The organism is Pedobacter sp. BMA (assembly GCF_001027745.1).
In the GTDB taxonomy this organism is placed as follows: Bacteria; Bacteroidota; Bacteroidia; order Sphingobacteriales; family Sphingobacteriaceae; genus Pedobacter.
The window spans coordinates 561,806-574,343 of the sequence record NZ_LECU01000005.1 but is presented as its reverse complement, the minus strand read 5'-3'; the positions used below and the strand labels follow the sequence as shown (position 1 = coordinate 574,343).

At 40.2% G+C, this 12,538-nt stretch carries 11 protein-coding genes; 4 read left to right on the top strand and 7 right to left on the bottom strand.

All coding sequences use genetic code 11. The annotated features are described in order from the left end of the window. Together AB669_RS22415 and AB669_RS12020 are read left to right on the top strand one after the other, a co-directional pair. The coding region (locus AB669_RS22415; protein ID WP_047799534.1) for a hypothetical protein at window positions 1–207 on the top strand (207 nt) is incomplete at its 5' end. Window positions 208–287: 80 nt separating this feature from the next. After that, entirely contained in the window at window positions 288–1,268 is a 981-nt protein-coding gene (locus tag AB669_RS12020; RefSeq protein WP_047799582.1) for an acyl-ACP desaturase, read from the top strand. 67 nt (window positions 1,269–1,335) lie between these two features. Here the strand turns inward: AB669_RS12020 and AB669_RS12015 are convergent, their stop codons facing one another. The 7 genes from AB669_RS12015 to AB669_RS11985 form a co-directional block, all read right to left on the bottom strand. Continuing rightward, the gene (locus tag AB669_RS12015) at window positions 1,336–4,707 is read right to left on the bottom strand and encodes a methylmalonyl-CoA mutase family protein (protein ID WP_047799533.1); all 3,372 of its coding nucleotides are present in this window, start codon (window positions 4,705–4,707) and stop codon (window positions 1,336–1,338) included. Window positions 4,708–4,887: 180 nt separating this feature from the next. Then, window positions 4,888–6,546, bottom strand: a complete 1,659-nt coding sequence (pafA, locus tag AB669_RS12010; RefSeq protein ID WP_047799532.1) for an alkaline phosphatase PafA — start codon at window positions 6,544–6,546, stop codon at window positions 4,888–4,890. 68 nt (window positions 6,547–6,614) lie between these two features. Continuing rightward, window positions 6,615–7,904 carry a folylpolyglutamate synthase/dihydrofolate synthase family protein gene (locus AB669_RS12005; RefSeq protein WP_047799581.1) on the bottom strand — a complete coding sequence of 430 codons (1,290 nt, stop codon included), beginning with the start codon at window positions 7,902–7,904 and terminating at the stop codon, window positions 6,615–6,617. A gap of 139 nt (window positions 7,905–8,043) precedes the next feature. Next, the gene (locus AB669_RS12000) at window positions 8,044–8,859 is read right to left on the bottom strand and encodes a hypothetical protein (RefSeq protein ID WP_047799531.1); all 816 of its coding nucleotides are present in this window, start codon (window positions 8,857–8,859) and stop codon (window positions 8,044–8,046) included. After that, complete coding sequence (locus AB669_RS11995) at window positions 8,859–9,260, bottom strand: biopolymer transporter ExbD (protein ID WP_047799530.1); 402 nt, start codon at window positions 9,258–9,260, stop codon at window positions 8,859–8,861. The genes AB669_RS12000 and AB669_RS11995 overlap by 1 nt, the downstream gene beginning before the upstream one ends. Continuing rightward, complete coding sequence (locus tag AB669_RS11990; protein ID WP_047799529.1) at window positions 9,260–9,967, bottom strand: MotA/TolQ/ExbB proton channel family protein; 708 nt, start codon at window positions 9,965–9,967, stop codon at window positions 9,260–9,262. The genes AB669_RS11995 and AB669_RS11990 overlap by 1 nt, the downstream gene beginning before the upstream one ends. Before the next feature lie 2 nt (window positions 9,968–9,969). Beyond that, on the bottom strand, window positions 9,970–11,517 hold the full coding sequence (locus tag AB669_RS11985; RefSeq protein ID WP_047799528.1) for an SPOR domain-containing protein: 1,548 nt from the start codon (window positions 11,515–11,517) through the stop codon (window positions 9,970–9,972). A gap of 381 nt (window positions 11,518–11,898) precedes the next feature. Between AB669_RS11985 and AB669_RS21550 the strand changes: the two genes are divergently transcribed. Both AB669_RS21550 and AB669_RS11975 read left to right on the top strand, forming a co-directional pair. Then, entirely contained in the window at window positions 11,899–12,252 is a 354-nt protein-coding gene (locus AB669_RS21550) for a hypothetical protein (RefSeq protein WP_156166735.1), read from the top strand. Between the two features lie 3 nt (window positions 12,253–12,255). Next, window positions 12,256–12,534 carry a hypothetical protein gene (locus tag AB669_RS11975; protein WP_047799527.1) on the top strand — a complete coding sequence of 93 codons (279 nt, stop codon included), beginning with the start codon at window positions 12,256–12,258 and terminating at the stop codon, window positions 12,532–12,534. Window positions 12,535–12,538 lie beyond the last annotated feature (4 nt).

Below are 12,538 nucleotides of genomic sequence, written 5' to 3'. Positions count from 1 at the left end.
ACCCTTGCAGTAACAACTGTGAGGGTTTCTTCGTTTATAAAATCCACGTTTGTTAATGCAAATTGCATTTATTCAATTGGAATAGGTGAACGACTGAAGTATAAAGGAACGATGACAATGTCAGCTGATGACGAGTTTACTATGAATGTTCATCATATCAGGGTTAAACAATATGAATTTCATGATATATTTGATTTTAAAAACTGATTATTTGCAAATGTGTTAATATAATGAGGTTTGCCATATTATTTGGTTATCTTTGCTTTAATAACTATATATATAAAGGAATGAGTTTTTTTGCAGAGAAAAGAGGGGAAGTAATGCTGCATATTGAAAAATATATGCTGGAGATGATGGATACCTATTTAAAACCAATTGACACTAACTGGCAACCATCAGATTTTCTTCCTGATTCTACAAGTGAAACCTTTTATCAAGATATTAGAGTATTAAGGGAAAATGCTAAAGATCTTTCATATGATCTTGTAGCTGTTTTAATCGGTGATACCATCACAGAAGAGGCGCTTCCTACTTATGAGTCGTGGCTTGCTATGGTTAAAGGACCAAGCATGAAAGAAGATGGGGGATGGATGAAGTGGAATCGTCATTGGACTGCAGAAGAAAATCGGCATGGTGATCTTTTAAATAAATATTTATATCTATCTGGCCGTGTTAACATGCGCCAGATGGAGATTTCAACACAGTACCTTATTGCTGATGGTTTTGACATCGGTACAGGTCATGATCCATACCGCAACTTTATTTACACTTCATTCCAGGAGTTGGCAACCAATATTTCGCACCGCAGGGTGGCATCTTTGGCTAAGAAAGATGGTGATACATTATTATCACGTATGTGTGGCGTTATCGCCTCAGATGAGGCTAGACATGCCAAAGCTTACAAAGATTTTATGAATCAGATTTTTAAAGTTGATCCAAATGAGGCGATGTTGGCTTTTGAAGATATGATGCGCAAGAAAATTGTAATGCCTGCACACTTTTTAAGGGAAGTGGGTTTAAAAATCGGACAAACTTTTGGACATTTTACTGATGCTGCTCAACGTTTAGGTGTCTACACAGCGGTTGATTATGTCGACATCATGCAAGAGTTGATTGAAGATTGGAAAATTGAAGGCATGCGCGATTTAAATGAGGCCGGAGAAAAGGCACGGGATTATATCATGGCTTTACCTTCACGTTTATTACGTGTTGCTGAACGTATGAAAAACCCGACCATTGATTATAAATTCAGCTGGATTGCCGGTTAAAAGTAATTCAAGATAATATATAGAGCCCTGATGTTTATCAGGGCTTTTTTTTTACCAGTTAAAACATCTACATGTTTCGCCTGTATTGACCGCCTACTTCATAAAGTGCCTTGCTGATCTGACCGAGCGAACACACTTTGCAAACTTCCATGAGTTGTGTAAATATATTCTCTCCGGCAATGGCTGACAGCTGCAGTTGCTTTAGAACTTTAGCGGAAAGATCAACATTCCGGTTTTGGAAGTTTTGTAATGCCTTAATCTGGTATTGTTTTTCATCTTCTGTAGCTCTGATTACTTCTCCGGGCACAATGGTAGGCGATCCATTTTTGTTTAGAAATGTGTTTACACCTACTATAGGATATTCGCCTGTATGTTTAAGTGTTTCATAGTACAAGCTCTCTTCCTGAATTTTTCCACGCTGGTACATGGTTTCCATTGCGCCGAGAACGCCACCACGATCGTTTATTCTTTTAAATTCTGTTAAAACAGCTTCTTCTACCAGGTCTGTTAGTTCTTCAATGATGAATGCACCTTGCAAGGGATTTTCATTTTTCGCCAACCCAAGTTCTCTATTGATGATCAGTTGGATTGCCATTGCCCTTCGTACAGACTCTTCCGTAGGTGTGGTAATGGCTTCATCATAAGCGTTCGTATGTAGCGAATTGCAATTATCATAGATTGCATATAAGGCCTGAAGTGTTGTTCTGATATCGTTGAAGTCAATTTCCTGAGCATGTAGCGATCTGCCGGAGGTTTGGATATGGTACTTCAGTTTTTGCGACCGATCGTTGCCCTTATATTTATTTTTTATGGCCTTAGCCCAGATTCTTCTGGCCACACGCCCGATTACAGCATACTCCGGGTCGATTCCATTTGAGAAGAAGAATGATAAGTTCGGTGCGAAATCATCGATCAGCATGCCGCGACTTAAGTAGTACTCAACAAAGGTAAAACCATTGCTGAGGGTAAAAGCCAGCTGCGAAATCGGATTAGCACCAGCCTCCGCAATGTGATAGCCTGATATAGAAACAGAGTAAAAATTTCTAACCTTTTCATCGATAAAATATTTCTGAATATCGCCCATCATGCGTAATGCAAATTCGGTAGAAAAGATACAAGTGTTTTGTGCCTGGTCTTCTTTTAGTATATCTGCCTGTACGGTGCCCCGGACGGCAGATATCGCTTTTGCCTTGATTGGTTTATAAATTTCTTCCGGTAATACCTGATCACCCGTTACTCCAAGCAACATTAGCCCCAAGCCATCGTTACCTTCTGGTAATGGACCATTATAGGAAGGTCTTTCCATGTTCAGCTGATCGTAAATTGCATTAATCTTTGAATCGACCTCATCTTGAAGATTATTTTCGATAATGTATTTCTCACATTGCTGATCGATGGCTGCATTCATAAAGAAACCGAGTAACATTGGCGCAGGGCCGTTGATCGTCATCGATACCGATGTAGAAGGGGCACACAAATCAAATCCGGAATAAAGTTTCTTCGCATCATCCAAGGTTGCAATACTTACACCTGAATTGCCAATTTTTCCATAGATGTCGGGTCGGATGTGCGGGTCTTCTCCATATAAGGTTACAGAATCAAAAGCTGTGGAAAGCCTGTGTGCGGGCTGACCGAGAGAAACATAATGGAAACGCTTATTGGTTCGTTCTGGCCCACCTTCACCAGCAAACATGCGCGTAGGATCTTCACCGTCACGCTTAAGTGGAAAGACACCGGCGGCATAAGGGAATTCACCAGGAAGGTTTTCGGTTAAGAGCCAACGCAGAATATCACCCCAGTCTTCATACTTAGGTAGGGCAACCTTTGGGATCTTTAATTTCGAAAGGGATTCATAATAAAGCGGCTGTTTGATTTCTTTATCACGCACTTTGTAGATGAAAAATTCTTCTTTATAGGCTCTTTTTGTTTCCGGCCATTGGCGTAGCAACCGTTTACATTCAGCATCAAGTTGCTCTTCAAAAAAAGTGTAAGCTTCAGTAAGTCCGTTACCTATACCCAAAGATTGGTTTTCTGCAGCTAAATCGATCACTCCTTTTAGCTGATACATCTTTGTTGCAATGGATGCCTGTTTATTTACCCATTCGATGTAAGCTTGACTGGCTTCTGCAATCTCCGCCAGATAGCGGGTACGATCGGGCGGGATGATGTATATTTTCTCAGATTGATCGCCTGTCAACTCCATTTTTGCTTTAAAATCAATGCCGGTTTTTTCCCTGACTTTTTGCATCAGTGCTACAAACAAATTGTTCATGCCCGGATCATTGAATTGTGAAGCCATTGTTCCGTAAACCGGAATTTCGTCGTCGTTGGCCTCAAATATCTGATGATTACGTTTGTACTGTTTGCGCACATCACGTAAAGCATCCAAAGCACCGCGTTTATCAAATTTGTTAATGGCAACGAGGTCTGCAAAGTCGAGCATATCTATTTTTTCAAGCTGCGTTGCAGCTCCGAATTCGGGCGTCATCACATAGAGAGATACGTCGCAATGCTCGGTGATTTCCGTATCTGATTGTCCGATTCCTGAAGTTTCAACAATGATCAGATCATACCCGGCAGCTTTGCAGATATCAATGCTTTCCTGTACATTTTTAGATAAGGCGAGATTTGCCTGGCGGGTAGCGAGGGATCGCATGTATACCCTTGGATTATTGATCGCATTCATGCGGATTCTATCGCCCAATAATGCACCTCCGGTTTTTCTTTTTGAAGGGTCTACAGAGATAATCGCCAGTGTTTTATCATCAACTTCAATTAGAAAGCGCCGAACCAGTTCATCTACCAAAGATGATTTACCTGCCCCCCCGGTTCCTGTGATGCCGAGAATCGGAACAGTGTAACTTGCTGATAGCTTTTTCAGTTCGTTTACAAATTGTTGTGTCCCTTCCGGATCATTTTCTGCCACTGTAATGGCGCCTGCAATTGCTTTTATATCTTTTGAAGGGACACTTGTCAACTCATTGGTAATGTTTTCTTTGGTAATGAAATCTGTTTTGATCAGCATATCATTAATCATGCCTTGTAGCCCCATTCTCCGGCCGTCATCCGGAGAGTATATTTTAGTAATACCATAGGCTTCCAGCTCTTCTATTTCAGCAGGAAGAAACACGCCGCCACCCCCGGCAAAGATTTTTATGTGTCCTGCTCCGCTATCCTGAAGCAAATCGTACATGTACTTGAAATATTCAATATGACCACCCTGGTAGGAAGTCATTGCAATTCCCTGAACATCCTCCTGAATGGCACAGTTTACCACCTCATCAACAGCGCGGTTGTGGCCAAGGTGAATCACTTCGGCACCTGATGATTGCAATATGCGGCGCATGATGTTGATGGTTGCATCATGCCCGTCGAAAAGGGATGCTGCTGTAACAAAACGAATTTTATTCTTTGGCTTGTATATTTCTACTGCTTGCATACTATGGAATTTAAGGCCTTACAGAATCAAATTCTGAACTGCCTGTAGCTGATATATTTGGTTCAACAAATGTAGCAAATTGTTATAATTAGTGGCTTTTATAATGATTTTAAGAAAGACACGTGCAAGAGCAGGGATGGAGGGGTAAACAAAAAAGCCACCTGGAAGGGTGGCTATATTTTATTTGTTTGTAATTTCTGTTATGGGTTCTCCAACGGTTCCATTAGGCGTTTGGATATGCAGTAATGCGGCTAAAGTTGGTGCGATATCAGTCATATAATGCATGGTATTGGTTGCACCGGGTTTTATACCCCACCCCATAAATACCAATGGAATATGCGAATCGTAAGGGTTCCAGTTTCCATGTGTGGTTCCGGTGCTGCTTCCGTTAAACCAGTTTGGCTCAAGAACGTAATAAATATCTCCGCTACGACGTGGATAATATCCGTTTGTAATCATCTTTTTCTGAATTTCCTGTAAGGTAGCCTGAGAGATCTTTGAAATATCTACCGCATTTTGAAAACCATCAAGATGTCTTAAAAATTCAACTGATGCTGCTTTAATTACGTCGAAACTTACACTTACTTTATCAATTTTGTCATGATCAAAAATGATCTGGTTGTTCATTGATTTTACAACGATGTTATTTGCTTTGAACTTGTCGTTTAAGAAAGTATTTAACTTGCTTGCAATGTCCCTGTCGCTCACTACGCCAGCAGGCAAATTGTTTTCTTTCATGAAACCAGGTACATGTGCTGCACCGTGATCTGCGGTTAAGAATACGGTATAGTTGCCTTTACCCACCTGTTTGTCCAGGTAATTGAAAAAAGCTTCGATGTCTTTATCTAAACGGAGGTAAGTATCTTCGGCTTCGATAGAATTAGGACCATAAGCATGGCCAACATAGTCTGTTGATGAACAACTTACTGCTAGGAAGTCGGTTATGTTATCTTTTCCTAAATCTTCAGATAAAATAGCCAGTTTAGCTAAGTCAAGCGTAATGGTATTGCCATAAGGCGTGCCCCTGATGGCATCAAAGTTCTTATCAATATTCTGTGTCAACTTATGAGGGAAAGTACTTGATTTACCTTCGTAAGCTTTCTCGTCTGCTGTGCTGTTTACGTATGTGTTTAGAGGATAAACTGTTTCCCAGTTTTTAGCATAAAATTTATTTGCCAGTTTTAATTTGTTGTAATCAGCAATCCAGGATGGTACCTCTTTCATGTAGTATGTACTGGTGATCCAGTTTCCGGTACTACCCTGGTACCAATATGCTGCATTGGCGGCATGGCCCGCCGGTAATATAGAACCTCTGTCTTTTAGAGAAATACCAATTACTTTGCCTTTAAAGTTTGTAGCTAATCTTAATTCATCAGTGATGGTATTGGTAAGCATGTTTTTAGGTGACATATTACCTTCAGGAGATGGTGAACTTCCAACAGTAGTTACGGTCGAATCATCTGTACAATAAACACTTTTCTTTGTTTCAGGATCGTACCAGTCGTTTCCAACAATACCGTGTACTGCCGGAACAGATCCTGTATAAATACAGGTGTGACCGCAAGCGGTATAGGTAGGTGTATATGGGATGAATGTATTTTCAACTGAAAAACCCTCATTTACTAATCTTTTAAAGCCTCCATTTGTGTAACGGTTATAAAAACGATACAGGTAATCCCAGCGCATCTGATCCACAACAAGGCCAACAACCAATTTAGGTCGGGCAACCTCGGACGGAAAAGCCTTGGCAGGGACAGCGATAGTTTTCTTAGTTTGTGCGTTTGATATTAAAGCGGAGAGAAGCGATAGGGAAAAGAGTAAATAAGATATTTTCTTCATTCTATAATTGTTAAAGGGCTAAAGTAACAATTTTTAAATGAACATATTTTGAAGTAATTGTAAAGTTTTTAAATCGCTTCTGCCACCACAAAAGTGCTGCCGCCAATGAAGATCAGGTCATTAGGATTGGCAGACTTCATTGCTGTTTCTTTTGCTGACTGCACGGAGGAGTATGAATTACCTGTTAAGCTGAAGGCAGCAGCCTGTTCTTTCAAATCCCCTGCATCCAGGCCTCTTTCCAGATCGGGCTTGCAAAAATAGTAAGTGGCATTTTGCGGCAACAGGGAGAGTACTTTTGAAATGTCTTTATCTTTTACCATTCCAAAAACAATGTGCAGCTTTTCATACGGGGTTTGGTCAATGTTTTTAATCACTTCAGCAATGCCTGCTTCGTTATGCCCGGTATCGCAGATTACCAAAGGGTGTTGGTTTAAGGTTTGCCAACGGCCTTGTAGGCCAGTAAGTTTTTTTACCTGCTTTAAACCATTTGCAATACTTTCAGCCGAAATGCTGAATTTTGAGGTCTGGTTGAGTATCGCAATGGTTTGGAGCACAGTTAAAATGTTTTTATGTTGGTAGGTACCGGTTAAATCACTCTCAAGGGTGTAATTAATTTTATTTCCAACTTTATTTAAGGATAACGAGAGTTTTCCCTTGGTAAGTTTAAAGTTGGTGGCTGTTAACTCCTGATCAGCAAACGAGATTGGTGCATTCATATCTTTTGCTTTTTTGATAAAAACCGGCGATGATTTTTCCTGAGTTTCTCCGATTACGACGGGAATACCTTTTTTTATAATTCCTGCTTTTTCACCTGCTATCTCTTCGAGTGTATCGCCAAGCATGTTCATATGGTCCATGCTGATATTGGTAATAACAGAAGTTTCCGGGGTGATGATATTGGTTGAATCCAATCTGCCTCCCAAGCCTACTTCGATAATGGCAATATCTACCTGATGTTTAGCGAAATGATCAAAGGCGAGCGCTACTGTAACCTCAAAAAAGGAGGGTTCAACCTCTTCGATTAATTCTTTCTGATCGTTTATGAAGGAAACCACCTCCGTTTTGGCGATCATTTTTCCGTTAATGCGGATACGCTCGCGAAAATCTTTTAAGTGTGGTGAAGTATATAAGCCGGTTTTGTATCCCTGTGCTTGTAAAATTGCTGCCAACATGTGCGATGTAGAGCCTTTACCGTTTGTTCCTGCAACATGAATACTTTTAAATTTATCCTGCGGATTGTTTAATGCATTGCAAAAAACGATGGTATTGGTTAAGTCTTTTTTAAAGGCGGAAGCGCCAACACGGGTAAACATGGGGAGTTTACTGTAAAGGAAATCTAGTGTTTGCTGGTAGTTCATCATTCAGGTCAAATATAGGCTGACTATTTTTATTATGAAATAAAAAGTTGAACCTGAGACCCTATTTATATGAATTTTTTTGCAAAAAAAAAATGGCCTGCAAAAACAGACCATTATATACGATTAAGTCAATTGCCACTTATTTCACCTTGAAGTTAAATACAACCACTCCGGTCTGGTTATCCGTCCCAATGTCCGATTTGCTCAGTGAAGAATTGAGCACGGCCTGAATACATTTATTAACCAGCTCAGTGTCGGTAATCGTTGAACCTTTTAATTCCTGATTGGCACGTACAATATCGCCCGAACGATTGAAATAAATACGGATTGCAATCCTTCCTGTTTTTTGTCCATCGTCTTTAGGAACTACCAGGTTAGAGAATCGTCTCAGTTCTATAGGCTTATTTCCAAAACCAGACCCACCTTCTCCATAATTATTTGCAAGCGGATCTCCGTTAACTGAACCCTGATTTCCAGCCGTATTACCTGTCCCGTCTCCGCCACCCTGACCTGTACTTTTTTTACCCTTATACAGCGCATTCTGGTTAATAACCGGTTGAGAAGGCTTTTCTTCAGTCGCCGTAGTTGGTGTGGTGGTTTTAGTTTTAGTTGGTTTAGTATTTACGCTAATGGCCTCTTCGGTATTCTGTGTCTGGATTTCCTTATCGCCTGTTTCTACAGTGGTGTTTTCTGTTACCTTCTCCTGTGGCGTTACTTTATCCGGCGCTTTCTGATTTGCATTAGGATCGGCTGAAGGTTCTTCAATACTGGTATAATCATCACCCATACCTTCTGCGGCAGTACCGTAATTTACCACCATACCGCCCATGCCTAAATCTTCAGGGGGTTCAAAAGAATTTATCACAATTAAGAAGCTAATTGCAAGCAAAACTGCCATGATCCCGGAGGAGATGGCGATAGCTTTTGGATAGTTATTTTCTTCTGTAGTATTCATTATTTTTTCGGCTCTACAGCTAAAACGAGTTTTAATTTCAGTTTGTTTGCCACATCGTAAGCTACCATGATATTTTCTGCAGGTACATTTTTAGCGACATACAAAATGATGGTCATATCTGGTGCTACCTTCTGGTACGACTCTATTGCTGCCTGTAAGGCATCAACACTCACTGGTTTTTTATCAACGAAATAATTGAACTTTTCGTCTATACTTACGGTAACCGCTTTTTTAGCGGTAGATTGTTGTCCGCTGGAAGACTGAGGCAATAACAGTTTAACCACTTGTGGATTTACCACAGCAGAAGCCAATAAAAAGAACAGCATCAGGAAGAACATAATATCGTTCAGTGCTGATGTATGTACTTCTACGCCTCCTTTTGTTCTCTTGCGTAAATTCATTATTTGCCTGGTTCTTCTAATAAATCAATAAAATCAATTGCGTCGGTTTCCATCTTAAGGATGATTTTTTCAACCATGATGTTCAGGATGTGGTACAGTACGTATGCGATGATACCAATGATTAAACCTGTAGCCGAAGTGATCATTTTGGTATACAAACCACCTGAGATGGTGCCGATTTCAATAGCACCTTTAATGGATACCTGGTGGAAGATCGTGATTACCCCGACAATTGTTCCTACGAAACCGAGCATGGGCGCGATACCCGCTACAATGCCTAAGATACTGATATTTTTCTCCAGTTTAGAAACTTCGAGTTTACCAACGTTTTCTATGGCACCTTCAATATCTTTAATGGGGCGGCCAATACGCTTTAAACCTTTCTGCAGCATTCTGGAAAGTGGGGAGTTATTGTTTCTAAGCAATGACATGGCTCCATCCAGATTGCCGGAATGAATGTATGACCTGATCTGACCCATTAAATTTGATTCGTCTTTTGTGGCTTTTTTAATGGTTAAATAGCGTTCAACGAAAATTACCAAAGCCAGAAAAGCCAGAAAAGCAAGGGGGATCATTACCCATCCGCCTTTGAAAAGCAAATCAATAAAATGAAGTTCTTCAGGAGCTGGTTGAGTTACTGCCTGATTAATTGCATTTGCGGTATCCTGTAATGCCTGTGTGGTGTCTTGAATTAATAAAGTTATCATTTTTATGGTTGTGTGTTGATTTTTAACTGTTTGATGTAAAAGCCTTTCCCATTGAGTTTCTTCTGCAGAATATCTTTCTGTTTCTCAGCTTCTTCTTTTGTACTAAAGTTAGCGATACTCACTTTTTTTCTGGTTCCTTCCATTTTTACAATCTCAGCATCCAGGCCAATTTTCTTCATCTTGGCAATGTATTCCAAGGCACGGGCTTCAGTTTTGTACGAAATGGCGATGACATAGAACCGTGAGGGTGAATGATCAGCGACTGGTTGCGTTGCCGCAACAGCCGTGCTTACAGGTTTTGCTTTTTTAACGGTATCTGTTTTTGCTCCCACCTGACTGGCTTTCAGAATACTGTCCGTTTTCGCGACAGAATCCTGGTTAACTTTCGCACTGTCAATGGTCACCTTCGCGGTGTCAATCGTTTTTACCGGTTGGTTGACTACTGGTTGCTGACGGTTAAACCATTCCGGTTTGGTATAATAAAGAATGGCTCCAATGATTAAGAGCAGGAAAACAGCCGTAACAACTTTAGGCCATACCGGTTTAGGATCAGGGATTGACTCTTCCGGGATAGGATCATGCCCGAAACGATTCGGGTGTTCTGCATGTTGTGCCTTGATAAATTCAGGGGCTTCGGTAACTGGTTCATCAACAGTGGTCTCATCTCCAAGTTGAATATACTTTTTAGGTTGGTCAACTGCTTCTGCAGCAATCTCCTGATTAATTTCGTGTGCAAGCACCTCTGATTCGGGCGTGTGGCCAAAGCGATGAGGGTTTTCCTCATGCTGCTCTTTCATAAATTCCGGTGCTGGAGTTTTTTCATTTACATGCTCTTCAGATTCTGGTGTGTGACCAAAACGGTTAGGATGTTCCTGGTGCTGTTCTTTGATGAATTCAGGAGCGGGCACTACATCTTCTTCCTTGGGTGTCACATTTTGCAAGGTCTTTCTTAAGTCGTCCTGTACTTCATCCAGTTCAATATTTTCAATAACGGGGTGTGTTATTTCCTTGCTTTCAGAAACAACAGGTGTATGCGGAGCTTCAGCAATCTCATCGTAAATGTCTTCGTCCGGTTCTTCGACTGAAGCTTTTGGTTCTACATGTAAAGGTTTCGGTTCTTCAGATATGGTTTCAGAAACCTGTGGTAAACCATAAAACTCTGAGCCATAATTAATATTGTTAACTGGTTCAAAACTTAAGCCCGCATGTTCAGTGAAGAATAAGCGCCCCAGATTGTCCAGTTCAATTTCGTGTTCAGTTTCCAGCTTCTGCTGGATGTTTTCTACAAACTGAGCAATGTAATAATTCGCACTGTCGGTAGAAATATTTCTTTTAGCGGCAATAAAATCTGCCAGGTATCCGCTTTCTTTTAATTCAGATGTAAAAACCAAGGTATAACTTGGTGGCAAAAATGATTGTGTTTCTTTATCGTATCTCCCCGGTGATTTCTTTTTGAAGAAAGTGCCCAGGTCAGTAACTCCAACTTCCTTGCGTTGTTGCAAAAGTTCTAAAAGGTATGATAAGATGTCCATTCCGGTATTATTAAGCATTAAATTTAAAAATTATATTTGACCTTCAAAGCGTCAGCAAATACGTTATCGTGCATTTTGCCTGAAAAAGGAGGGTGGAATGATGACCGTATTGATTGTTTTATCATGTAAAAGTGTAACGTGTTAAAAGATTCGTATCTCTTTAACTTCTAAAGATAACGGTTACAAAGATAGAAATGGTATGTGAGTTACCAAATGAGATACCTTATATAATCATTAATAAGATTAGAAATTTATTAAAACCAATTTTTGAGTACTCGACTGCGATTTGGTAGCGGTACGATTATTTGTTCTCTTTATTTAAATTAATTATAAATAACTCTTGATTTGCAACGGTGTGGATTTTATATTTGCAGGAAATCTGACCGTATGCTGAATGGTATGGTAACCGATTCCAAACGAATTATGATAACAACTTCCTTCCTGTTTATGCTAATTGCATTTGAAATATGCTATCTGACTTCAAAACAGTTCAAGCAGCAACATCCACCTTCTTACGTTTCGACTATAGTGCATAAGAAAAAGCAATTTCGGGTACTCGCGGCACTATTTTTTATAGTATCGTCAACTTTATTGATTTTAAACCTGGGCTGGGGGAGTGGGATTGCTGCCATTGTGTTTACCTTGATGGCAGCGGGCAGTCTGATTGTATCCATTCAGCCTTTCCGCTATGTCAAAATCGGTGTTATCGCAGCGGTTTACTTTTCAATTCTCTTACTAGAAATTTTTATATAATTTATGCCTGCAAATAAAAAACACCTTACCAAATCGCCGTGGATCAGGTTTGCGAAAATTCTGATTGGAGTAATCGGCGGATATCTGGTAATGTTCAGCTTTCATTTACTACTCACCAGAATCTTTCCGTCACCCGAGGTCATCGCCACTTCATTTATTACAGGTTATTTGTTATGGGCCGTTTTGTTACTCCTGACATTTTTATCAAGGAGTGTATGGAAAGTTTTAGGGATTTATACTTTATTAATATTAGTGTTTTCGGGCGCTTGCTACATGATATAATTAG

What these genes read in the sequence shown, in the direction of transcription:
- pafA (WP_047799532.1), bottom strand. Translation starts at nt 6,546, where the DNA reads ATGAAGAAAATATCTTATTTACTCTTTTCCCTATCGCTTCTCTCCGCT.
- AB669_RS12020 (WP_047799582.1), top strand. Translation starts at nt 288, where the DNA reads ATGAGTTTTTTTGCAGAGAAAAGAGGGGAAGTAATGCTGCATATTGAA.
- AB669_RS12015 (WP_047799533.1), bottom strand. Translation starts at nt 4,707, where the DNA reads ATGCAAGCAGTAGAAATATACAAGCCAAAGAATAAAATTCGTTTTGTT.
- AB669_RS11985 (WP_047799528.1), bottom strand. Translation starts at nt 11,517, where the DNA reads ATGCTTAATAATACCGGAATGGACATCTTATCATACCTTTTAGAACTT.
- AB669_RS12005 (WP_047799581.1), bottom strand. Translation starts at nt 7,904, where the DNA reads ATGAACTACCAGCAAACACTAGATTTCCTTTACAGTAAACTCCCCATG.
- AB669_RS11975 (WP_047799527.1), top strand. Translation starts at nt 12,256, where the DNA reads ATGCCTGCAAATAAAAAACACCTTACCAAATCGCCGTGGATCAGGTTT.
- AB669_RS12000 (WP_047799531.1), bottom strand. Translation starts at nt 8,859, where the DNA reads ATGAATACTACAGAAGAAAATAACTATCCAAAAGCTATCGCCATCTCC.
- AB669_RS11995 (WP_047799530.1), bottom strand. Translation starts at nt 9,260, where the DNA reads ATGAATTTACGCAAGAGAACAAAAGGAGGCGTAGAAGTACATACATCA.
- AB669_RS21550 (WP_156166735.1), top strand. Translation starts at nt 11,899, where the DNA reads ATGGTAACCGATTCCAAACGAATTATGATAACAACTTCCTTCCTGTTT.
- AB669_RS11990 (WP_047799529.1), bottom strand. Translation starts at nt 9,967, where the DNA reads ATGATAACTTTATTAATTCAAGACACCACACAGGCATTACAGGATACC.